Origin of the sequence: uncultured Paracoccus sp., assembly GCF_947496875.1 — a bacterium.
Lineage (GTDB): Bacteria > Pseudomonadota > Alphaproteobacteria > Rhodobacterales > Rhodobacteraceae > Paracoccus.
On sequence record NZ_CANMEH010000003.1, the window covers coordinates 225,164 to 247,325 of the forward strand.

21 protein-coding genes, 1 tRNA gene and 1 pseudogene are annotated in these 22,162 nt (G+C 67.3%); 12 read left to right on the forward strand and 11 right to left on the reverse strand.

Annotated elements, in window-relative coordinates; translation table 11 throughout:
- Positions 1–27 precede the first annotated feature (27 nt).
- The 3 genes from hflK (at position 28) to Q0938_RS05565 (ending at position 4,362) form a co-directional block, all read left to right on the forward strand.
- Complete coding sequence (hflK, locus tag Q0938_RS05555; RefSeq protein ID WP_299360107.1) at positions 28–1,356, forward strand: FtsH protease activity modulator HflK; 1,329 nt, start codon at positions 28–30, stop codon at positions 1,354–1,356.
- On the forward strand, positions 1,356–2,537 hold the full coding sequence (locus Q0938_RS05560) for an SPFH domain-containing protein (protein ID WP_299360110.1): 1,182 nt from the start codon (positions 1,356–1,358) through the stop codon (positions 2,535–2,537). The genes hflK and Q0938_RS05560 overlap by 1 nt, the downstream gene beginning before the upstream one ends.
- A gap of 406 nt (positions 2,538–2,943) precedes the next feature.
- Positions 2,944–4,362 (forward strand): DegQ family serine endoprotease, encoded by a 1,419-nt coding sequence (locus Q0938_RS05565; RefSeq protein WP_299360357.1) that lies wholly within the window; start codon positions 2,944–2,946, stop codon positions 4,360–4,362.
- 56 nt (positions 4,363–4,418) lie between these two features.
- On the opposite strand, the gene Q0938_RS05570 is transcribed toward Q0938_RS05565, so the two are convergent.
- Positions 4,419–5,405 carry an invasion associated locus B family protein gene (locus Q0938_RS05570; protein ID WP_299360112.1) on the reverse strand — a complete coding sequence of 329 codons (987 nt, stop codon included), beginning with the start codon at positions 5,403–5,405 and terminating at the stop codon, positions 4,419–4,421.
- Positions 5,406–5,812: 407 nt separating this feature from the next.
- Here Q0938_RS05570 and Q0938_RS05575 point away from each other — a divergent pair, with 407 nt between their 5' ends.
- Entirely contained in the window at positions 5,813–7,381 is a 1,569-nt protein-coding gene (locus Q0938_RS05575; protein WP_299360114.1) for a helicase HerA-like domain-containing protein, read from the forward strand.
- 6 nt (positions 7,382–7,387) lie between these two features.
- Here Q0938_RS05575 and Q0938_RS05580 read toward each other — a convergent pair whose 3' ends face one another.
- Both Q0938_RS05580 and Q0938_RS05585 read right to left on the reverse strand, forming a co-directional pair.
- Entirely contained in the window at positions 7,388–7,729 is a 342-nt protein-coding gene (locus Q0938_RS05580; protein WP_299360116.1) for a DUF6477 family protein, read from the reverse strand.
- Between the two features lie 154 nt (positions 7,730–7,883).
- On the reverse strand, positions 7,884–8,069 hold the full coding sequence (locus Q0938_RS05585) for a hypothetical protein (protein WP_299360369.1): 186 nt from the start codon (positions 8,067–8,069) through the stop codon (positions 7,884–7,886).
- Here Q0938_RS05585 and Q0938_RS05590 point away from each other — a divergent pair.
- Positions 8,068–9,201 carry a DUF6456 domain-containing protein gene (locus Q0938_RS05590; protein ID WP_299360358.1) on the forward strand — a complete coding sequence of 378 codons (1,134 nt, stop codon included), beginning with the start codon at positions 8,068–8,070 and terminating at the stop codon, positions 9,199–9,201. The genes Q0938_RS05585 and Q0938_RS05590 overlap by 2 nt on opposite strands.
- A 132-nt stretch (positions 9,202–9,333) precedes the next feature.
- Here the strand turns inward: Q0938_RS05590 and Q0938_RS05595 are convergent, their stop codons facing one another.
- The gene (locus tag Q0938_RS05595; protein WP_299360118.1) at positions 9,334–9,873 is read right to left on the reverse strand and encodes a peroxiredoxin; all 540 of its coding nucleotides are present in this window, start codon (positions 9,871–9,873) and stop codon (positions 9,334–9,336) included.
- Positions 9,874–10,008: 135 nt separating this feature from the next.
- Here Q0938_RS05595 and lipA point away from each other — a divergent pair, with 135 nt between their 5' ends.
- Both lipA and Q0938_RS05605 read left to right on the forward strand, forming a co-directional pair.
- On the forward strand, positions 10,009–11,019 hold the full coding sequence (gene lipA / locus Q0938_RS05600; protein ID WP_299360120.1) for a lipoyl synthase: 1,011 nt from the start codon (positions 10,009–10,011) through the stop codon (positions 11,017–11,019).
- A gap of 103 nt (positions 11,020–11,122) precedes the next feature.
- Positions 11,123–11,206, forward strand: a tRNA-Leu gene (locus tag Q0938_RS05605).
- A gap of 267 nt (positions 11,207–11,473) precedes the next feature.
- On the opposite strand, the gene Q0938_RS05610 is transcribed toward Q0938_RS05605, so the two are convergent.
- Positions 11,474–11,950 (reverse strand): fasciclin domain-containing protein, encoded by a 477-nt coding sequence (locus Q0938_RS05610; protein WP_299360359.1) that lies wholly within the window; start codon positions 11,948–11,950, stop codon positions 11,474–11,476.
- 171 nt (positions 11,951–12,121) lie between these two features.
- Between Q0938_RS05610 and Q0938_RS05615 the strand changes: the two genes are divergently transcribed.
- Positions 12,122–12,697 (forward strand): helix-turn-helix domain-containing protein, encoded by a 576-nt coding sequence (locus Q0938_RS05615; RefSeq protein WP_299360123.1) that lies wholly within the window; start codon positions 12,122–12,124, stop codon positions 12,695–12,697.
- A 25-nt stretch (positions 12,698–12,722) separates the two neighbouring features.
- Here the strand turns inward: Q0938_RS05615 and Q0938_RS05620 are convergent, their stop codons facing one another.
- Positions 12,723–13,421: a phosphoribosyltransferase gene (locus tag Q0938_RS05620; RefSeq protein WP_299360125.1), complete on the reverse strand. Its 699-nt coding sequence runs from the start codon at positions 13,419–13,421 to the stop codon at positions 12,723–12,725.
- A gap of 225 nt (positions 13,422–13,646) precedes the next feature.
- On the opposite strand from Q0938_RS05620, the gene Q0938_RS05625 reads away from it, so the two are divergent.
- A complete protein-coding gene (locus Q0938_RS05625) occupies positions 13,647–14,450 on the forward strand; it encodes an undecaprenyl-diphosphate phosphatase (protein WP_299360127.1) in 804 nt (267 codons plus the stop codon).
- Between the two features lie 60 nt (positions 14,451–14,510).
- Here Q0938_RS05625 and ppsA read toward each other — a convergent pair.
- The 4 genes and pseudogenes from ppsA to Q0938_RS05650 all read right to left on the reverse strand — a co-directional run bounded on the left by ppsA (position 14,511) and on the right by Q0938_RS05650 (position 19,164).
- Positions 14,511–16,912, reverse strand: a pseudogene (gene ppsA / locus Q0938_RS05635) (phosphoenolpyruvate synthase).
- A gap of 187 nt (positions 16,913–17,099) precedes the next feature.
- Positions 17,100–18,083 carry a zinc-dependent alcohol dehydrogenase family protein gene (locus Q0938_RS05640; RefSeq protein WP_299360133.1) on the reverse strand — a complete coding sequence of 328 codons (984 nt, stop codon included), beginning with the start codon at positions 18,081–18,083 and terminating at the stop codon, positions 17,100–17,102.
- Between the two features lie 64 nt (positions 18,084–18,147).
- Positions 18,148–18,279 carry a hypothetical protein gene (locus tag Q0938_RS05645; protein ID WP_299360135.1) on the reverse strand — a complete coding sequence of 44 codons (132 nt, stop codon included), beginning with the start codon at positions 18,277–18,279 and terminating at the stop codon, positions 18,148–18,150.
- Positions 18,280–18,303: 24 nt separating this feature from the next.
- Positions 18,304–19,164: an alpha/beta hydrolase gene (locus tag Q0938_RS05650; RefSeq protein ID WP_299360136.1), complete on the reverse strand. Its 861-nt coding sequence runs from the start codon at positions 19,162–19,164 to the stop codon at positions 18,304–18,306.
- 54 nt (positions 19,165–19,218) lie between these two features.
- Between Q0938_RS05650 and Q0938_RS05655 the strand changes: the two genes are divergently transcribed.
- The 3 genes from Q0938_RS05655 (at position 19,219) to Q0938_RS05665 (ending at position 21,665) form a co-directional block, all read left to right on the forward strand.
- Positions 19,219–20,247 carry a DUF5765 domain-containing protein gene (locus Q0938_RS05655; protein WP_299360138.1) on the forward strand — a complete coding sequence of 343 codons (1,029 nt, stop codon included), beginning with the start codon at positions 19,219–19,221 and terminating at the stop codon, positions 20,245–20,247.
- 91 nt (positions 20,248–20,338) lie between these two features.
- Complete coding sequence (locus tag Q0938_RS05660; protein WP_299360141.1) at positions 20,339–20,971, forward strand: hypothetical protein; 633 nt, start codon at positions 20,339–20,341, stop codon at positions 20,969–20,971.
- A 4-nt stretch (positions 20,972–20,975) separates the two neighbouring features.
- The gene (locus Q0938_RS05665) at positions 20,976–21,665 is read left to right on the forward strand and encodes a phage holin family protein (protein WP_299360143.1); all 690 of its coding nucleotides are present in this window, start codon (positions 20,976–20,978) and stop codon (positions 21,663–21,665) included.
- A 118-nt stretch (positions 21,666–21,783) separates the two neighbouring features.
- On the opposite strand, the gene grxD is transcribed toward Q0938_RS05665, so the two are convergent.
- Positions 21,784–22,146, reverse strand: a complete 363-nt coding sequence (grxD, locus tag Q0938_RS05670; RefSeq protein ID WP_299360145.1) for a Grx4 family monothiol glutaredoxin — start codon at positions 22,144–22,146, stop codon at positions 21,784–21,786.
- Between the last annotated feature and the right edge of the window lie 16 nt (positions 22,147–22,162).

Genomic DNA, 22,162 nt, shown 5'->3' on the forward strand with positions numbered 1-22,162 from the left:
ACGATGATCGAGGGAAAGTAGGCAGGGATGGCAAGCGAAGGCCCCTGGGGCAGCGGAGACGGCGGCAAGGGCGGTGACTCGGGCGAGGGCAAGCGGCCACCGCCGCAGCAACAGCCACCGCAGGGAGGGCAGCGCCCGTGGGGCCAGCCGGGAGGCCAGCCCGGCGGGCAGCCGCCACGTGACCCGCAACGGCCCGGCGGACCCCGTCGGCCCGACCAGATCCCCGAGATCGACGACCTGATGCGCAAGGGCCAGGACAAGCTGCGTGTGCTGATGGGGGGGCGCGGCAGCAAGGAAGGTCCGGGCGGCCCCCGCGGCCCGGGAGGGCGCCGAGGCCCCAACCTGCCGCTGAACCGCAGCAGCTGGGGGATCTTTGCCCTGGCCGCGGCCGGTCTGTGGCTGTTCGCCAGCTTCTACACCGTCAACACCGAGGAAAAATCCGTCGAGCTGCTGTTCGGCAGCCCCTATCAGGTGGGTGACGAAGGCCTGAACTTCGCCCCCTGGCCGTTCGTGACCAAGCAGATCGTCCAGGTGACGGGGGAACGGGTGACCGAGATCGGCGCCGGCCGCGATCCGCTGGACAGCGGGCTGATGCTGACCCGGGACCAGAACATCGTGAACATGGAATACCAGGTGGTCTGGAACATCTCGGACCCCGAGAAATACCTCTTCAACCTGGCCGATCCGGACGGCACGATCCGCGCCGTGTCGGAATCGGCGATGCGCGACATCGTGGCGCGCAGCGAACTGGCGCCGATCCTGAACCGCGACCGCGGCATGATCGCCTCCGAGGCGGCGCAGCTGATCCAGCAGACGCTGGACAGCTATCAGGCGGGCATCAACGTCGTCCGGGTGAACCTGGACCGTGCCGACCCGCCGACCGAAGTGATCGACAGCTTCCGCGAGGTTCAGGCCGCCCAGCAGGAACGCGACCGGCTGGAAAAGCAGGCCGACGCCTATGCCAACCGCGTCCTCGCGGCCGCCCGTGGTGAGGCTGCCGCCTTGCTGGAACAGGCCGAAGGTTATCGCGCCGAGGCCGTGAACAATGCCGAGGGTGAGGCCGCGCGCTTCAACTCGATCTACGAGGAATACAGTAAGGCGCCGGACGTGACCCGCAAGCGCATGTATCTGGAAACCATGGAGCGCATCCTGGGGCGGGTGGACAAGGTCATCCTCGACGGCGTTGGCGAGGATGGCGGATCGGGCGTGGTGCCATATCTGCCCCTTGACCAGTTGCGCCGCTCTGGCACGGACAATCCTGTACCAGCCCGTCCGACGGTCGATGCCGCGGGCGTGGTTCGCGATCCCGTCGAGCCTGCTGCGGGCGTGACGAACCGGACGGACGGAGGCAACTGATGAACCGCACCCTGTCGATGCTGGCCCTGCCGGCGCTGATCGCCATTGCCTTCCTGGTCATGGCCTCGGTCTATATCGTCGATGTCCGTGAGAAGGCGCTGGTCACCCGCTTTGGCGAGGTCGTGAAGGTCCGCGAGGAGCCCGGGCTCGGCCTGAAGATCCCGCTGATCGACACCGTGGTGACCTACGACGCGCGGATCCTGGGCCTGCCGACCGACCCGATGGAGGTCACCCCGCTGGATGACCGCCGCCTGGTCGTCGATGCCTTCGCCCGCTGGCAGATCACCGATGTCGTGCGGTTCCGGCGCGCCGTCGGCGCCGGCGGGATCTCGCAGGCGCAAAGCCGGCTGGAAGGCATCCTCACCAACGCCATCCGCGGCGTCCTGGGCTCGGTGCCCTCGACCACGGTCCTGTCGAACGACCGGACGCCGCTGATGAACCAGATCCGTGACCTGGCCCGGGCCGAGGCCGAGTCGCTGGGCGTGAACGTCATCGACGTCCGCCTGACCCGGACCGACCTGCCCGAGCAGAACCTGACCGCAACCTATGCCCGGATGCGGGCCGAGCGGGAACGCGAGGCCGCCGACGAGATCGCCCGCGGCGGCGAGGCGGCGCAGCGCATCCGCGCGTCGGCCGACCGGACCGTGGTCGAGCTGACTTCGGAGGCGCGGCGCAACGCCGAGGTGATCCGCGGCGAGGCGGATGCCACGCGCAACGCCATCTATGCGGACGCTTACGGCCGCGACCCCGAGTTCTTTGCCTTCAGCCGGTCGATGCAGTCCTATGACCGGGCGCTGCAGAGCAACAACAGCTCGATCGTGATGAAGCCGGACAGCGAGTTCTTCAACTATCTGGGCGACGCCGCGCCAATGGTTCCGGGCGCGACCATCGGGGCTGGCGCAGGGCCCACGGCCGATCCGTCCGCGGGCGACGCTGATGGTGCCCCCACCGCCGGCACGGGCGCGGAAGATGCCGCGGCCGCCGAGTTGCAGCCTGCGTCCGAAACGACCCCGGCCCCACAGGACGCTACGCCCCCCGATGGGGCGGCGAGTTCATCGGTGCAGCCGACCGGGGAGGCCGACACATCGGCCACCAACGCGGCGATGACCGTGCCGGCAGATGACGGCAGCGAGCCGGTGACACGAACGGTGCCGCTGGCGCAGCCCGCAGCGCAGGATTGAACGCGACAACGGGGGCCTTGAGCCCCCGTTCCATTTTCGTCCCTGACACAATGTTCACAACGCTGCGCGTCCGGCTGATTTCAGCGCCGGTCGATCCTATCTAGCGGCCGAACACCCGCGCCGCAGTGTTGCGGCACCAACCACGGAGAACCGTATGAAACGTGCAGCAACCCGCTATCGGATGACCGCATCGGCGCTGGCCGTCTCGCTGGCCCTGGGCACCGTTGCGATTGCCCAGCAGGTGACTCCCGCACAGGATCCCCCGCCGCGGACGGAATCCGGTCAGCCGATTGCGCCGCCCGAAACCACCACCGTGCCGGATGCCCCGCAGACCGGGCAGGTTCCCGAAGCCGCGAACAGCAACACGCCTCTGACCGCCCCGGACGAGACGGCCGGCGGGCAGGTCATGCCCGACAGCTTTGCCGATCTGGTCGAGCGGGTCAGTCCCGCGGTCGTCAACATCACGACGTCGGCCGTGGTGTCGCGTCCGTCCGGCGGGATGCCGAACTTTCCGCAGGGCAGCCCCTTCTCGGACCTGTTCCGTGACTTCGGCATCCCCGGCGTACCGCCCGGCGAAGGGCCGTTTGGCGGGCCCGGCCCCGAACAGTTCGGCGGTCCGATGCAGCAGCGGTCCACGGCGCTGGGGTCCGGGTTCGTCGTGTCGGCTGACGGGCTGATCGTCACCAACAACCACGTCATCGACGGCGCCGACGAGATCGAGGTGGAGTTCTATTCGGGCGGCAAGCTGGCGGCCGAGGTGATCGGGCGCGACCCGAACACCGACATCGCCGTGCTGCGCGTCGAATCCGACAAGCCGCTGCCCTTCGTGAGCTTCGGCAACAGCGACGACACGCGGGTCGGCGACTGGGTGCTGGCGCTGGGGAACCCGCTTGGCCAAGGGTTTTCGGCCTCGTCCGGGATCGTTTCGGCGAAGAGCCGGGCCTTGACCGGAACCTATGACGACTTCATCCAGACCGATGCCGCCATCAACCGCGGCAACTCCGGCGGGCCGCTGTTCAACATGGACGGCGAGGTTGTGGGTGTGAACACCGCCATCCTGTCGCCGAATGGCGGCTCGATCGGGATCGGGTTCTCGATGGCGTCGAACGTGGTCAGCAAGGTCGTCGCGCAACTGGAAGAGTTCGGCGAGACCCGTCGCGGCTGGCTGGGCGTCAAGATCCAGGACGTGACCCCCGACATCGCAAACGCGCTCGGCCTGGAAGGCGAGATGGGCGCAATGGTCACCGACGTGCCCCCCGGTCCGGCCGCGGACAGCGGCATCCAGTCCGGCGACGTGATCACCCGCTTCGCCGGGAAGGAGGTCGAGGATACCCGCGACCTGGTCCGCAACGTGGCGGACGCCCCGGTCGGCGAGGCGGTGGACGTGACCGTCATGCGTGAGGGCAAGCCAGTCGAGCTGAAGGTGACGCTGGGCCGCCGCGAACTGGCCGAAGGCAACGCCACCTCGATGGGCGACGATGCAGGTCCGTCGGCTGAAACGACGCTGGGGATGCGCCTGACGCAGCTGACGCCGGAACTCGCCAGCGAGCTCGGGCTCGATGACGATGTGCGCGGCCTTGTGGTGCAGCAGGTCGACCCCAGCGCCGCGGCCGCCGAGCGCGGCCTGACGCCCGGGGACGTGATCACCGAGGCGGGGCAGCAGCCGGTGCTGAGCCTGTCGGATCTGCAGGCACGCGTGGATGAGGCGAGAGAGGCTGGCCGCACGTCGCTGCTGATGCTGGTGCGCCGGGGTGGCGAGCCGCGTTTCGTGGCGCTACCGATCGACGAAGCTGACACCGACACCGACACCGACACCGAAGAATGATCTAAAAAAAGGGGGCCTCCGGGCCCCCTTTCTTTTTCGCTCTCACGCAGACGGTGTTACTGCGAAGGGGCAGGACCAGGGGCAGGCTGCGCTGCCAGCGCGTCGAATCCCGCGGTGAACCCGGTCAGGGACAACGACAGGCGCACGGTGTTCTGGTCCGGATTGCCGCCGAACGGCAGCAGCGTCACGGTGGCGGCATTGCCGCGCTTGAACGCCGCGAGCTCGTCGCTGGTCATGCCGATCCGCGAGATGCAGCCGATCGGGGCGCAGACCATGAACGGGTACTTGGCCGCCTGGCCGGCATCGATCTGCAGCCCCAGGCCAGCGCCCAGGTCGGTTTCCAGCGGCGCGACGAAGTTCAGGATCGCGGCTGCCTCGCCCGTGAACGGGATTACCGACACCTCGGCCACGGCCGAGCCCTGGTCGTCCTTCATCAGCTGATACAGCTCGCAGGGATCCTGTCCCTCGGCCGCCTTCATGCAACGCAGTGTCCAGTCGCCATGCGTCGACTGGGTATAATAGGTGCCCGGGCGCGGCTCGCCGGCGGGCGCGCCGTCGGTCTGGGCCGTGGTCGATTGCGTCGCGTCGGCAGGCTGCCCCGGATCGGCCGGTGCTGCGGGGGCATCGGCCTGACCGGCCGCGGCCGGGGGTGTGGTTTCCGTCGCGCTCTGGCCTGCGGCGTCGGGCGCGGGGGTGCTGGTCGACCCGTCCCCTGACTCCGCCGCCTGCGCGGCAGGCTCGGTCGTCGCGGTCGCGGCCCCGTCCGTCGCGCCGTCCGAGGGCGCAGGCCCGGTCGTATCTGCTGTGCTGGTCGTGCCGGACGTGTCGGCAGCAGGCGCTGTGTCCGTCGTGCTCTGCCCGGCTGGCGAACCGGTGTCGCCAGGTGCGGCGCCGGTCGTCGCAGCGGGCGCGGCTGGTGCAGTGTCGGTCTGCGTGGCGGGCGCCGCGGCCGCGCTGTCAGACGAGGTCTGGGCCAGCGCCATCCCGGCCGGCACCCCGGCAAGAAGCACCGCGGCCAGTGCGGCAGACATCCGATGAGCCATGTCGTATCCTTTCGACTAGATAAGGCGTCGAAGGCTCGTATCACGCGGGCGAAAGCTTGTCAGGGGCGACACGCGCGGGGCGTTTCACCTTCATGTCGACAGCACTGCGCGCGATTTTCGAAGTGCGGAAAGAACAGCGCAGGGCTGTCCTTTCCGCTTCTTCCCTGCCGGACGGGCCGGTCATCATTGCGGCGCAGGATAGGGTCGCGATCCCGACCCGTCAATTCGGCCGTCGCAGGACGGTTGGTCCGGTGGAATGCCGGCGCCGGTTCCGGGCAGTCGCACAACGCACGCACCGCCAATGGCTCGCCCACGGACCGGTCTGGCGCAGCCGTATCAACGTCGTATTGTCTGCATGACAGGTGTCGCATGCAACTGCGCGCCGGCAGGAAGGGGAAAGGGGACGTATGGGACAGGTGGTGGATCTGGAGGCCGGGACGGTTCTGGTGGGCGGGCACGGACCGGACCACTCCACCCCCGAACATCTGCTGCTGAGATATGCCAACCGGCACGGGATGGTGGCCGGTGCGACCGGCACCGGCAAGACCGTCACGCTGCAGACACTCGCCGAATCCCTGTCTCTCGCCGGCGTTCCCGTGGTGCTGGCCGATGTGAAGGGCGACCTGGCCGGCCTGGCGATGCCCGGCGGCGCCAACCCTGACCTGATCGAGCCTATTGCCGCCCGTGCGGCCAAGATCGGCGTCGATCTGGCCTATCAGGCGTTCCCGGTCACGTTCTGGGACGTGTTCGGCGAGCGGGGGCACCCGGTCCGCAGCACTCCGGCAGAGATGGGGCCGCTGTTGCTGTCGCGGCTTCTGGACCTGACGCCCGCACAGGAAGGCGTGATGAACATCGCCTTTCACGTCGCGGACGAACAGGGTCTGGCACTGCTGGATCTGCAGGACCTGCGGGCGATGCTGGTCTGGGTCGGGGAAAACGCCAGTGAGCTGCGGCTGCGCTATGGCAATGTCTCGTCTGCATCGATCGGGGCGATCCAGCGGGCACTGCTGGTGCTGGAAACACAGGGCGGAGACCATCTGTTCGGCCAACCCGCGCTGGACCTTGCTGATCTGATCCGGCTCGATGCGTCGGGCAAGGGAGTGGTGAACATCCTGGCTGCCGAACGGCTGATGCAGTCTCCCCGGCTTTACGCCACCTTCCTGCTGTGGCTGCTGTCCGAGCTGTTCGAGCAGTTGCCGGAACTGGGCGACACGGACAAGCCGCGGATCGCGTTCTTCTTTGACGAGGCGCATCTGCTGTTCGATGACGCGCCCGACGCCCTGATCGACAAGATCGAGCAGGTGGCCCGCCTGATCCGATCCAGGGGGGTCAGCGTGTGGTTCATTTCCCAGAACCCCACCGACGTCCCCGATCCGGTGCTGGGGCAGATCGGCAATCGGGTCCAGCACGCGCTGCGGGCCTTCACCGCCCGCGACCAGAAGGCGTTGCGACTGGCCGCCGAAAACTATCGGCCGAACCCGGATTTCGACACCGCAGACGCCATCCAGCATGTCGGCACCGGTGAGGCCGTCACCTCGTTCCTGCAGCACAAGGGCGTCCCGGGGATCGTGCAGAGGACGCTGATCCGTCCCCCGTTTTCACGGCTGGGGGTGATTGCCGACGACGAGCGCCAGCGCCTGATCGACGCTTCGCCCATGGGCCTGAAATATGGCCGCCGTCTGGATCGCGTGTCGGCGCATGAGGTTTTGTCGGCGCGGGCGCAGGCGGCAGCAAAGGCGGCGGCCGATGCCGAGCTGTTCCGGATGGATGCGCCACGGTCCGCGGCTTCTGCTCGCGCCAATCGTGAACCTGCGGTGACGATCGACGCCCCCGTACCGAGGGCGGCGACGCGCCGTCGGTCCGGCAGCGACTCGATCGCCACGACCTTCGGCAAGAGCCTCGCCCGCCAACTGGGGACGAAGGCAGGGCAGGCCCTGGTCCGCGGCCTGCTCGGGTCGCTGTCGCGCTCGCGCTGACCCGGGTCACCCCTTCAGCGCCAGAGCCGGCGTCTGGTCGGTCAGGGCCGACGCCGCGACGGCGCGCAGTTCCGCCAGGATCGCGATCATCATGGTCACGTGCCGGTGCATGTCGTATTCGGCGGCGCCTGCCTTTCGTGCCGCGTTCATGGCCGCCTCGTGGGCCCGGAGCTGCCGCATGGCGGCGCCGACCGGGGGCACCTGATCGCATTTCAGCAGCTTGCGCAGATCGCGCTCGCGCTTCCATCCGGACTGTCCAAGCTTGGCTGCACGGATCAGCAAGGAAGGTCGGCGCAGGGTTCCGTCCTGCACCGAACCGGGAAATTGGATGATGTTGCTGAGGGTCATTTTACACGCTCCGATTGAGTGGTGCGGGCAATCTGTGACAACCAAACTGCTGTTGCGCATCAGCCCTGCGCGCCGCTCGGCAGCAGAAGAAAACTTTAGGAATTCTTAGGGAATAACCAAGCATCTCGACCAAGGACCTGTCCTTTTTGGCAGGTCACCGGGTCAGTACCCAACGCCGCCAATCAAACAAGACGGCGGCTCCACCGATGCGAGGGAAGACAACCATGACGATTCTGTCGACCGACTTCAGGTCTTGCGCGGCGATCCCGATCACGGCCGAGCGTGACGTGGTCGGGACGGTCAGCGACGAGACACCGATCACCCAGACTTTCACGTCCATGACCCCGTCCCCAGGCCCGGAAACATGTTCATCTGCAGGAAAGGACTCCGCGTTGCCGGACGATGCGCGCCTGTACCTTCGGCATGTCGACAGTGGTGAATCGATCCGTGCGATCGCGCGCGACACCGGGTGCCATCCGTCGACGATCCTGCGGCGGATTCGCCGCTTCGAACAGCGGCGCGACGATCCGCTGGTCGACCGTGCAGTCGAGCGCGCCACCGGCGATGCCGCCGAGGGGCAGGGGGGCTGGACCTTGGTCGAACTGGACCAGGCCCGCCGGGTGCTGCGCCGCCTGGCCGAGCCGCGCGCCATTCTCGCCGTGGCGGAGGGCATGGAAAAGGCGATCGTCACCCGCGACAACATCCGCCTGGCGGTGCTGCACCGCGACTTGGCCGAGCGCATGGCGCTGATGGGGTGGGTGACATTGTTGCAGGGCGGTCGGATCACCCGGCACGTCATCACCCCTGCCGGGCGCGCGGCGCTGAAGAACATGGTGGCCGGTCGTGGACGGGTTCTGCCGGGAAAGGGCGACTTTGCCGACGCCCGGCCGGTCGGCGTCGCAAACGCCGGTGCCACCGCCGAGATGCACGGGATGGCCGAGGCGCCGGCCGGGTTCGACTACGCCGATCGGCAGCGGGTCTGGGATGAGCGCGACATCGAGGATCCGGAAACCGGAGAGCGGCGGCGGGCGCGGGTCAACCTCTCGGAAAGCCCGCTGCTGGTGCTGGCACGGCGCCGGGATGCCGATGGCAAGCCGTTCCTGGACGCGGCGCTGGTCGCCGCCGGCGAGCGGTTGCGCGAGGATTTCGAGCTGGCGCAGATGGGTCCGCGCGTTACCCAGAACTGGGACCGTTTCATGACCGCCGGCGTCGACGCGTCGGTTCAGTCCGGGGGGCACGGCGGCGGCAGTGAGAGCGCGCGCAACCGGGTCGCCGCGGCCCTGCGGGATCTGGGGCCGGGAATGGGCGATCTGGTGCTGCGGGTCTGCTGTTTCCTAGAAGGGATCGAGATGACCGAGCGCCGGCTGGGCTGGTCGGCTCGCTCGGGCAAGATCGTGCTGCGTCTCGCGCTGATGCGGCTCGAGCGTCACTATCGTGACACCTATGGCGTGGGAGCGCCTCTGATCGGCTGAGCCGCCTGCCACGCTGCTCATTCCAGACTGTCACGAGACGCAAGCCGCGGGCGATCAGTCGGCCCGGCAGGGGAGAAGATCAGAAAGGGCGCCGCTGGCGCCCTTTTGACGTTCCGCCCGGCCGCGCGGCGCTCAGGCCGCTTCGGCGCGGCGCAGATGGCGAAGGATGGTTTCCGGCGCGCTCTGCCCATAGGGATCATCGGGGCAGTTGTCGCGCTTGCCGGGCTCCTCGAACACCGCCTCGACCACGCCGTCATCGACGATCGCGGCATAGCGCCAGGACCGGGGCCCGAAGCCCAGATTGTCCTTGCGGACCAGCATCCCGACCTTCTCGGTGAACTCGCCGGACCCGTCGGGAATGACCTTGACGTTCTCCAGCTTCTGACCCTTGGCCCACTGGTTCATGACGAAGCTGTCGTTCACCGACAGGCAGTAGATTTCATCGATGCCGAGGTTGCGCAGCTCGGCAGCCGCCGCTTCGAAACCCGGCAGCTGATAGGTCGAACAGGTCGGGGTGAACGCGCCCGGCAGCGAGAACAGCACCACCCGCTTGCCCTTGAAGTAATCCGCGGTCGTGGTCTGCTGCCAGCGATAGGGGTTCGGCCCTTCCACGGATTCGTCTCGCACCCGCGTCGGGAAATTCACGTCGGGAAGCTTGTCGCCCACCTTCATCTGTCGTCCTTTCAGTCGTTCGTTTGCTGCGGCCGCATTGCCGCAGTGCAGCGTCGAGAGGCCTACTTGGCCGTTGCGGCGTCGTTGATCAAGACCCCGAAACCCGCTAATGCCGGGGCGAACGCCGGAGGAACCATGTCCGAGCCCGACATCCACGCTGCCAGTTCCGTTGCCGAACCCGGCACTGCCGCCCCGCTGCCGCAGTCCGCCCCGCCGGTGCTGCGGCACCCGGAAAAGGCCCACCGCCCGGACCAGTCACAGCCGCGCAAGCCGGACTGGATCCGGGTCAAGGCACCGGCCGGCGAGGGGTACAGACAGACCCGGGACATCCTGCGGACGAACCGTCTGTCCACCGTCTGCGAAGAGGCGGGCTGCCCGAATGTCGGCGAGTGCTGGAGCCAGGGCCACGCCACCATGATGATCATGGGCGAGATCTGCACGCGCGGCTGTTCCTTCTGCAACGTGGCGACCGGACGCCCGGACGCGCTCGACGCGTTCGAACCGGGCAGGGTGGCGCATGCGGTGGCGACGCTGGGGCTCAGCCATGTCGTGATCACCAGCGTCGATCGCGACGACCTGGATGACGGCGGCGCGGAACATTTCGCCCAGACCATTCGTGCGATCCGCCATCGCGCGCCGTCCGCCACCATCGAGGTGCTGACGCCGGATTTCCTGAAGTCACGCCCCGGATCGGTCGAGATCGTGGTCGAGGCGCGCCCCGACGTGTTCAACCACAACCTTGAGACGGTGCCCGGCCTGTACCCGACCGTGCGTGCGGGCGCCCGCTACTTCCACTCGCTGCGCCTGTTGCAGCGGGTGAAGGAGCTGGACCCGACCATGTTCACCAAGTCCGGGATCATGGTCGGCCTCGGCGAGGACCGTCAGGCCGTGCTGCAGGTGATGGACGACATGCGCGCCGCCGATGTCGATTTCATCACGATCGGCCAGTACCTGCAGCCGACCCCGAAGCATCACCGGGTGGATCGCTTCGTCACCCCGGAGGAATTCGCAGGCTACGAAAAGGCGGCGTTCGGCAAGGGGTTCCTGATGGTGTCGGCAACCCCGCTGACGCGGTCGTCCTACCATGCAGGCGACGATTTTGCGCGGCTCCGCACGGCCCGTCAGGCCCGGTTCGCGCAGGTCTGAAATCAACAGCGGCGGACCGGCGACAACAGCGTGTCTGCACAGGGTGGCGGGCCCGCAACCTGCCCTTGTCAGACGCGGCAGGCCGCGGTATCGCGGAACACGGGCCCGAGTGGCGGAATGGTAGACGCAGCGGATTCAAAATCCGCCGCCGCAAGGCATGTCGGTTCGAATCCGACCTCGGGTACCAGCGGATTTTGGAGCCGTTGATCGGCCGCAACGAAGCCCGCCCTTTCCCCCGCGACGCGACAGCGTCCTCACGTCTGGCCGCCAGGCGCGCGGATGACAGGAGCGACGTCCAGAATCCAACGTCCGGACATCGGTGCGGCGTCCGGAACATCGGACGCCGCACTTTTCTGATCAGCAGTGGTGTATGAACCCCGGAGATCCGGTTCATCGGCGCTCCGCAGGTCGGCTCGTGCAGCCGGCGCCAGGTCGACGCCGGCTGGTCCGGATCTCAGGCTTCCGGCGGCAGGATCACCTGGTCGATGACGTGGATGACGCCATTGCTGGCGGCGACGTCGGTCGCGGTCACATTTGCCGCGTTCACCTTGACCGCGCTGCCGTCGACCTGAATGTCGATCATCTTGCCGTTGACCGTGGCGGCCTCGTCCAGCCCGACGACGTCAGCCGCCATCACCTGTCCGGGCACCACGTGATAGGTGAGGATATCGACCAGCTGCTGCTTGTTCTCGGGCTTGAGCAGGTCTTCGACGGTGCCGGCCGGAAGCGCCGCAAAGGCCGCGTCGGTCGGTGCAAAGACGGTGAACGGGCCGTCGCCCTTCAGCGTGGATACCAGGTCGGCAGCCTCGAGCGCGGCCGCGAGCGTGTTGAACTCACCCGCGCCCACGGCGGTATCGACGATGTCCTTGTCGGCGGCCCAGGCGGGCAGCGCAGCGAAGCCGATCAGGGCGGCGGCGAAAGCGTGCGTCATTCTCATCTTGGAACTCCTCAGGGTCTGATCATCCGTCGGGAATGAGCGGATGTATTTCATCTAGTGCAAAATTATTTTCGTGCAATAATAATTGCACATCATGCACATTGTTTCTCTTGACGGGAAAAAGGAGGGTCCGACATTGTCACGCGGTGAAAAGGATGAGGCACAGTGTCCGATACGCTGACCGCAGAGCTGGAGAAGTACCGAATCGGCCCGCGCATCAGGGCGCTGCGGCTGAAGAAGAAGCTGGGCCTCGTCCAGTTGGGGGAACACACCGGCATCTCGGCGGCGATGCTGTCCAAGATCGAGCGCGGGCAGCTGTTCCCGACCCTGCCGACCCTGGTGCGGATCGCGCTGGTCTTTGGGGTCGACCTGGGCCATTTTTTTGCCAACACGGGCCCGCGGATCGCCGTGACGCGCAGGGGCGATCGCATGCGAATGCCGATTGTCGGTAGCGCGTCCCCCGTATCGTATCTGTTCGAGAGCCTCGACTACCCCCTGTCCGAACGCCGCATGGAGGGGTTCCTCGCGGTGTTCCCCGAGGACGGCTCGGCGTCGGAGCCGCACCAGCACGGGGTCGAGGAACTCGTCTACGTGGTCAAGGGCGCGCTGTGGGTGACTGTGGACGAAGAGCGGATCGACCTCGACGAAGGCGACGCGATGTCCTTCGATTCGGGCGTGCCACACAGCTATCAGCGGCGCGGCGAAGGTGAGTGTCTGGCGCTGGTGGTGACCGTGGGGTGAAGCCCGCCGGTGGGGGGGCTCTCGCTCAACCCTTCCGCAGCAGGGCGATGGTTTCCTCGTCGCTCAGCTGATGAAAATCGTCGTAGAACGCGCCGACACCCAGGAAGTGCCTGGCCGGATGGAGGCACACGATCAGATCGGCGATCTCGCGCAGCTCATCCAAGGCATCCTCGGGCGCCACGGGCAGGGCGACGCAGATCTTGTCGGCACCCTGCCGCTTGATCGCGACGATGGCGGCCTTCATGGTCGCGCCGGTTGCCAGGCCGTCATCGACGATGACCGCCGTATGCCCGGCCGGGTCCACCTGCTCGCGACCGCTCGTGTACAGCGCCCGGCGACGCTCGAGTTCGGCCAGTTCGCGTGCGCGTGCGCGCTCCAGGAACGCGTCGTCCGCGCCGGTATATCGGCGCACCTGCTCGTTGATGACCATCTGCGGATCGGCGCCGTCGACGATGGCGCCAAGGGCCAGTTCGGGCGAGCCCGGCGCGCCGATCTTGCGCACGAGGATCAGGTCGAGCGGCGCGTGCAGCGCGCGCGCAATCTCTGCCGCGACCGGCACACCGCCCCGCGGAAGCGCATAGACCACCGGCTTGGCCAACGCCATCGGCACCAGCTTCGCGGCCAACTGCCGGCCGGCGTCGCTGCGATCCAGAAACCTGATGCCGGAATCCATCATGGGACAACACTGGCCCGCGAAGAGGCCACCCGCCTTGATCCCGCGCATTTCGCCCCGCGCTTCGGCCTGCGTCCGGCTGTGCGCCAGGGAGGGGAGGTGGGATGAAGATCTGATGACATCTTCGTGCCCTCGCCGGTTCGGCCGGCATCCGTTACATCAATGTCATGAACGCACCGCAAGACAGCGGTGTCAACGAACTGCACGACAGCGATGTCGCCACCGCGGCGTCGAAACGGAAGACCGAACCGCCATGTCGCTGAGGCACGAGGCCGCATGACCCTGTTCCATCTGACGCTGCTCGCCCTTCTTCAGGGCGTGACCGAATTCCTGCCGGTGTCATCGTCCGGGCATCTGATCCTGCTGCCGCAGCTTACCGGGTTGCGCGACCAGGGCCTGATGCTCGACGTCGCCGTCCATGTCGGCACGCTGGCGGCTGTCGTGATCTACCTGTGGCGCGACGTGGCCGATGCGGCGGGCGGGGCAGGGCGGCTGGTGCGGGGCAGGGTGGACACACCCGGCGCGCGGCTGGCCCTGTCGCTGGCGGTCGCGACCGTGCCGGTGGTTCTGCTGGGACTGGTCCTCAAGCTAACCGGCGCGATGGACGCGCTCCGCTCGCTCGCGGTGATCGGCTGGACGATGATCGGATTCGGGATCGTCCTGTACTGGCATGACCGCCGGGGTGCGTCGGCAAGCACGATCAGCGACTGGTCGGTGCGCGATGCGATCCGGCTGGGGCTGTGGCAGGCCGTCGCGCTGATCCCCGGGACCTCGCGATCAGGCGCGACCATCACAGGCGCCCGGGCGCTGGGATATACGAGGCACGACGCAGCACGGATCTCGATGCTGATGTCCATCCCCACGATCGTCGCCTCTGGCGCCCTGCTGGGGGGTGAGGCGCTGGCGCAGGCCGACGCACAGGCGCTGCGTGACGGCGTGATCGCCATGATGCTGGCGTTTGTCGCGGCGCTGCTGGCGCTGACGCTGATGATGCGACTGCTGCGCAGCGTCAGCTTCACCCCGTACGTCGTCTACCGCATCGGCTTGGGTGGCATTCTGCTGGCGGTGACATACGGGTGAGGCGCGACGCGAACGCGTCTAGCGCAGGGTCAAACCGGGAGCGGCGGACTGGAGGCAGCCCTAGGCGGGCGCGGATGCTCGTCCCTCCTGCTCTGCCTCGGCAATATGCGCCTTCACGGCGAGGAAGCTGTCCGGCGTCACCGAGATCGAATCGATTCCCGCATCCACCAGAAGCCGCGCAAAGGCCGGGTCGTTGCTGGGGGCCTGGCCGCACAGGCCGATCTTGCGCCCCGCCGCGTTGGCGCGGGAGATGACGGTCTGGATCATCCAGAGCACCGCCGGGTCGCGTTCGTGAAACAGCCCGGCCAGTTCGGCCGAGTCGCGGTCCACGCCCAGGGTGAGCTGCGTGAGATCGTTCGAGCCGATGGAAAAGCCGTCGAACCTTTCGGCGAACTGGTCCGCCAGGATGACGTTCGACGGGATCTCGCACATCACGTAGACCTCGAGCCCGTCCGGCCCCCGCTCCAGCCCCGCCTCGGCCATCACGGCCAGCACCTGGTCGGCCTCGGCCGGGGTGCGGCAGAACGGGATCATGACCACCACGTTGCGAAACCCCATCTCCTCGCGCAGCTTGCGGATCGCCCGGCACTCCAGCAGGAAACCGTCGCGGTAGCGGGGGGAATAATAGCGCGACGCGCCGCGGAACCCGATCATCGGATTCTCCTCGGCAGGCTCGAACTGCGCACCGCCCAGCAGATTCGCGTATTCATTGGTCTTGAAGTCGCTCATCCGGATAATGGCCGGGCGCGGGTGCACCACGGCGGCAATGCGCGACAGCCCCGTGCGAGACGGTCGACGAAGTAGTCGCCCTTGTCCGCATAGCCGCGTGTCAACTCCTCGATCTCCGACCGGGCGGCAGGATCGCGAAGCTCGTCGAAGCGGGTCAGGGCGAGCGGATGCACCCGGACCGCGTTTGTGATCACGAATTCCATCCGCGCGAGGCCGACCCCGTCCGAGGGCAGCCACCACCAGCGGAAGGCGGCGGCCGGGTCGGCGAGGTTGAGCATCACATGGGTGCGGGTCTTCGGGACCGATGTGGGGTCCAGCTCCTGGACGTCGAAATCGGCGCGTCCCTCGTAGACGATCCCTTCCTCGCCCTCGGCGCAGGAAACGGTGATCTCCTGCCCGTCATGGAGCAGTTGGGTGGCATTTCCCGCCCCCACGATCGCGGGCAGTTCAAGCTCGCGGCTGACGATGGCGGCGTGAGAGGTCCGGCCTCCGTGATCGGTGACGATCGCGGCGGCGCGTTTCATCACCGGAACCCAGTCCGGGTCGGTGTTGGAGGTGATGAGGATCGATCCGTCCACGAAGCTGTCGATATCGGCCGCGCTCTCGATCGCACAGACCTTGCCGGCGACCACCGCCTCGCCGATGCTGAGGCCGCGCAGCAACTCGCGCCCATGCTGCCCGATCCGGTAGGAGAGAAAGGTGCCGCCCGCCGCTGAACGGACCGTCTCGGGGCGGGCCTGGACGATGTAGAGCAGCCCGGTTTCGCCGTCCTTGGCCCACTCGATGTCCATGGCGCGTCCGTAGTGTCGCTCGATCACGCAGGCCTGCCGGGCCAGGTCGAGGATCTCATCGTCCGACAGCACGAAACGCGCACGTTCGGCGGCAGAGGTGGGCACGTCGCGCGTAGCCGCGCCGGCGCCGCGGCCATGGATCAGCTTGCGTTCCTTGGTCCCCAGTTTCTTTTCAAGGATGGGCACCAGACCGGACTGGTCGAGCAGAGGCTTGAAGACCTGGTACTCGTCAGGGCTGACCGTGCCCTGCACGACGGTCTCGCCCAAGCCCCACGCCGCGTTGATCAGGACGACCTTGTCGAAGCCTGATTCGGTATCGATCGAGAACATCACCCCGGCGCCGCCCAGATCCGAACGGACCATGTGCTGTACGCCGATTGACAGCGCCACCGTGTCATCCGCGAACCCTTTCAGGCGCCGATAGGTGATCGCCCGGTCGGTATAGAGCGAGGCATAGCAGCGGCGGCAGGCGTCCAGCAATGCCGCCTCGCCGCGGACGTTCAGGAAGGTTTCCTGCTGGCCGGCAAAGCTCGCGTCGGGGAGGTCCTCGGCCGTGGCGCTGGAGCGGACGGCGACGGAGGGTTCCGACACGCCCGTCCGCCGCGCGAGTTCGCGATAGCTCTCCAGGATGGCCTGTCGCGCGTCCTCCGGCCACCCCGCTTCCTGAATGGCGCTGCGGATGGTGCGGCCGGCCTCGGCCAAGGTCATCGCCCCCGCGTCGAGGCGCGTGAGGGTCTCCGCCATCCCGTGGGTCAGGTCGTTCCGTGCAAGGAAATCCCGGAACATGTCAGCCGATGTGGCAAAGCCGGGCGGGACCCGTATGCCCGCGCCGGACAGCTGCGCGACCATTTCGCCCAGCGAGGCATTCTTTCCGCCGACCTTCGGAACGTCCTCTCGGGAGAGGTCCTCGAACCAGATCACCAGGGGAGGGGATTTGAGCATCAGGGCCGCCGCATCGCCGGGGAAAGGGTGTCTGTCGATCGTGCCAGACTGCCGAGCCGTTTTCCATCGTTCCGTTTCACTGGCAGCCTCGCGGCCGGGCAGGGGCAGGCAGTTCTTTCCCAGACGCTGCAAGGCTGCGGCCGGTCGCGTGGCCACTCGCGCCCAGCTCCGCTTGCATCCCGTTTGCCTAGGTCGTCAGGACTGCCGCGCCCTGCAGCCGGCCGTGCCGCAGGTCGTCCAGCGCCGCGTTGGCACGGGCCAGGGGGTAGGCCACGGTCTGCGTGCGGACCTGCGCGGCCTCTGCCAATGGAAAGAACGCGTCGCCATCCGCCCGGGTCAGATTGGCGACCGAGAGGATCTCGCGCTCGTGCCAGAGGTCGGCGTAGGGAAAGGCCGGGATGTCGCTCATGTGGATGCCGCCGCAGACCACGCGTCCGCCCTTGCGCACCGCCCGCAGGGCCAACGGGACCAGCGCCCCCACCGGGGCGAAGATGATCGCCGCGTCCAGCAGGTCGGGGGCCTGATCGGCCGACCCACCTGCCCAGACGGCACCGAGCGCGCGCGCGAAGTCCTGCGCGGCGGTGTCGCCGTCGCGCGTGAAGGCAAAGATCTCCACCCCTTCATGGCGGGCGATCTGCGCCAGGATGTGGCTTGCCGCGCCGAAACCGTAGAGGCCAAGCCGTCGCGGCTTGCCCGCCATCCGATAGCTCCGGAACCCGATCAGCCCCGCGCAGAGCAGGGGTGCGAGCGCCACGGGATCGGCGGACTCGGACAGGGGAAAGACATAGGCCGAGTCCGCGACGCAGTATTCGGCATAACCGCTATTGCGCGTATAGCCCGTGAAGAGCGGCGCGTCGCACAGGTTCTCGCGCCCCATCGCGCAGTAGGGGCACTGCCCGCAGGTGTGCCCGAGCCAGGGCACCCCGACCCGCAGCCCATCTGCGACGCCCTCCACATCCGGTCCCACCCGTTCGACTCGCCCGACGATCTCGTGGCCGGGGACCAGGGGCAGGCGCGGCGCGTCAAGGTCGCCGTCCACGATATGCAGATCGGTGCGACAGACACCGCAGGCCTCGACCCGGATCAGCACCTCGCCCGGGCCGGGCGACGGCTTCGGCACGTCGCGCTCCTCGAGCAGTGACGTGTTGCCAGTGAACACCATGGCGCGCATTCGGGACTCCTTCGACCACTCCCGCGCATGCTATCACATGATCGGCGGGCATCAGCAGCGGGCCTCACCGATCCGGCGGGGCGAAGGCGCGGCCGCGCAGCCAGCCGACGACCGTTGCAGCGACAAGCTCGCTGGTGTGCGGCGACAGCGCGTCGCCCGTGATCACGTGGTTCTGCGGATCACCCGAACGCTCCACCAGCAGACTGTCTGCCTCTGCTCCCTAGCGCTCCGCGATCTCGGCGGTGAGCCGGGCATCGATGATCCTGTCGTTCGGGGAATAGATGAACAGGGCGGGTATGGCGATCGTCTCGACCCGTGCCTCTCGCGCCAGCGGCGTCAGGGCCGCCATCGGCAGAACTGCGCGTGTCGGATAGCGTGTCGTCCATAATCGACCATGCGCCTCGTTCTGGGGCGTGAACTGGCGCTCCTCGCCCAGGGCCGCCAGCTGCGCCCCCCAAGGTCCGGTTAGCGCCCAGGCACCGGCCTGATTTACGCGGTAGTTCGGTGAGACGAGCACGAGTGCCGCGACATCCCTAAACAACTGCGGCTGCGTGGAGGCCCAGGTCGCCAGCCCGGCGCCGGTGGACGTGGCGACGATGACCAGATTGTCGCCCAGCCGGCGTCCGATCTCCAGCGCCTCGGCGTAGTCATTGACCCATGCAGCGACGTTCGCCTCGGCCAAGGCCGCGCCATCCTGCCCGTGCCCGGTGAGGCGCGTGAAGTAGAGATTCGCGCCAAGCCGCGTGGCGACATCGTCGGGTACCGGACGGATTTCGCCCTTGCTGGCCGAAAATCCGTGAACATAGACGATGGCGAGCGGCGTGCGCCCCGGCGCCCCGGGATCGGCCCAGATGATCTGCTTGGCCGCATCGGGGCGAAGCGACCTGGCGCCGGCCTCACCTGCGGCGAGATAGGCGTCGACATCCTCGCCGACCTGCGCTGCGTCGAAGGTGACCGTGGTGTCGACCGGAACGCGGGGGCCGGCGAGGTAGAGCATCCCAGCAGCAAGCACGGCGGCGACTGCTGCAAGCGCTGTCCACGACCAGCGTCCGCCCGCCCTGCGGGGTCTCAGATGTGCCATCGACGTTGTCCGGGTGCAGAAGGCTGCAAACGGGATCCTGTGACGAGTGCGCGCATGCCGCGCATCTTCCCAGCCTTGCAGCGCCATCCCCGCTGTCAAGCGAGCAACGCCATCGCCCGACGCGGACGAAGGGCTTGCTGCCCCGATGATCCGTTCGGGTGCACAAGGGGCCTCGTAGCGGCGGTCATTCGCGCCTCGGCCTCTGCCAATGAAGCACGCGAGACGGTCCACTGCCCTTCATGCGGGTATTGCACAGGTCCGGACATCCCGCCGATAGTCGCGGCCAGCGATCTTTGCGGGAGCGCGTCGCTGACATGCGGGCCCGCGTTCTCGTCACATTCGCCTGCCGCAGATCGAGGGGAAGAGAACATGTGCTGGAGCGAAACAGCCTCTGTCGCCATGGTCGCCCTGGGGGGTGCCGCGACCGCGGTGACCTATCTTCGCGGTGAGCCGAAGGGCGTCTGGCTGACGCTATGCTATTTCACCGCGATGGAAGCGCTCCAGGCGACCGGCTACGCAGTCGTGGATCAATGCGGGACCACGGCGAACGGGACCATTGCGCTGCTGTCGTACCTGCACATTGCCTTTCAGCCGATATTCATCAACCTTTTCGCCCTTGCGATCGCCCCGGTCGAGGTCTCGCGGCAGATGCGGCGGGTGGTCCTGGGGCTGGCCGGATTGGCGTCCGCCCTGCTTGTCATGCAGTTGCTTCCTCTAGAAGCACTTGGCCGGTGCGCACCGGGCAGTGTCCTGTGTGGACCCGCGTTCTGCGTGATCTCGGGCGAGTGGCATATCGGCTGGCAGGTGCCCATGAATGCGTTCCCGCAGGCCTTCGGCCTGCCGGTGTTCCTGCCGTATCTTCTGGCGGCGTTCGTCCTGCCTCTGCTGTACGGAGCCTGGCGTTTCGTGCTGTTCCATGCGGCGGCAGGGCCGATCCTCGCCTCGATGCTGACCGACAATCCCAATGAATGGCCCGCCGTGTGGTGCCTGTTCTCCATCGGCCTGATTCTCATCGCGCTTTCGCCGGCGATCCGGCACCGCGTGATGAACGCGCGACAGATCAGCGCGGAGGCGCGCGGCTGATCCGGAACCAACCAGCGATGGAGCGTGGAGGGGCAGGGGGCATGCTGCACGTCCCAGTTGAACCTGGCGGCCTCAGCAGACGCCCTGCAAGGTGGCTGATCTCGACGGAGCTTGCGCGGCGCCGATCATGTTGGCCGGTCAGGTGCAACGTGCGGCAGGGGTCTCCGGTCCAGATGCAGGGAAGGGACCGACCTGCCGCTCGAACGGTAATTTTCAGGCCCTTGCGGAACAATCGGTGGGGGGCGGTGTTGGAGTGCATAATCGCAACATCACGACCGAAAGGAATTTCGCGATGGCTACCAACTACACGCCCACCGACGCAAAGAACGACCTCAAGGGCGCCGCGCAGGAAACCGCCAGCGACGTTCGCTCGGCAACCGAGAACCTGGGCCACGAGGCGCGCGACGCCTGGAACAAGGCCACCGACCAGACCACCGCCGACAAGGTCAAGCACACCGCGTCCGACGTGGCGAGCGACGTGAGAGAGCGCGGCCAGGAAATGCTGGAAACCGCGCGCGAGCGGGGTTCGGAATACGCCGACAAGGCTAAGCGCGAAGCTGATCGTCTGTACCGCGCGGGCGAGCGCCGGGTCGGCGAGGTCGCGCACTATGCCGAAGACTATTACGACGAGATGTCGGACATGGTTCGCCGCAAGCCGGCTCAGGCCCTTGGCATCGCCGCGGGCGTCGGCTTCCTGGTCGGTCTGATCCTCGCGCGCCGCTGATCCCATGTTCGATTACGCGAAGAACTTGCAGCTTGCCCTGAAGGACATCGGGCGGCGCGTCGGCATGCAGGCAGGCGCAGCCGTGGTGATGGTGATCGGGGCGGGCTTCCTGCTCGCCGCGTTGTGGACGTTCCTGGCCTATACCCTCGACTGGGGCTCGCTGGGCGCGTCCCTGGCGATCGGCCTGCTGTTCCTGATCATCGGCTTCGTCGTCCTGAAGATGGGGCAGACGGTCAAGCACCCGGTCCCCTCGACCGATGAGTTGAAGGCCGAGGTCGAGACCCGGGTCAGCCTGGCCGCCGATGCGGCGCTTGAAAAGGCGCGCGTCAAGGCGACGGAAGTGGTCGATACGGTGGAACACAAGGTCCACAACCTTGTCGACACCGTGGGCTACAAGGCGAACGAGCTGGCGGACTCGGCCGAGGCGAAGGTGCAGGGGTTCACCCGGAATGTTGCGGGCAACGCCGCCGCAAAGGTGGGGCTGACGCCGCAGTTGTTCAGCGAAGCCCAGCACACGCTGGACCGGGTGAAATCGACAAACGCCGCTGCCGTGACACCGCTGCTGGGGGCATTCGCCGCCGGTGTGGCGATCGCCTCGCGGCTGCAGTCCTGGCGTCACGATCGTGACCGCTACGAAGACGACGATTACGAGTACGGCTACGACGATCCCTACGACGACGGCGACCGGTACTGAGACCGACAAAGAAAAGGGCCGCTGATGCGGCCCTTTTTCATGGATCGAACGACGATCATGTCACCTGAAACCGCCGCCGGATCGGCCCCGCTTTGCCGTTGACACGACCTAGTGAAACTCAGGCGTTCGCCTGACGGATGCGTTCCGCAGCGTCTTTGTCATAGGCCACCTGGTTCTTCTCCAGCAGCTGGTCCAGTTCGCCCGACAGCGTCATTTCGGTGACGATGTCGCATCCGCCGACGAACTCGCCCTTGACGTAGAGCTGCGGGATGGTCGGCCAGTCGGACAGGTCCTTGATGCCCTGCCGGATGGCCTCGTCGGAGAGCACGTTCACGTCCTGATAGGCGATCCCCATGTAGTTCAGAACCCCGGCGACGCGGCTGGAGAACCCGCACTGGGGCATGTCCTTGGTCCCCTTCATGAACAGCACGACGTCATTGCTGTCGATCAGCGACTGGATCTGGTTGGCGGCGTCGGTCATCTCTTGTCCTTTCGGA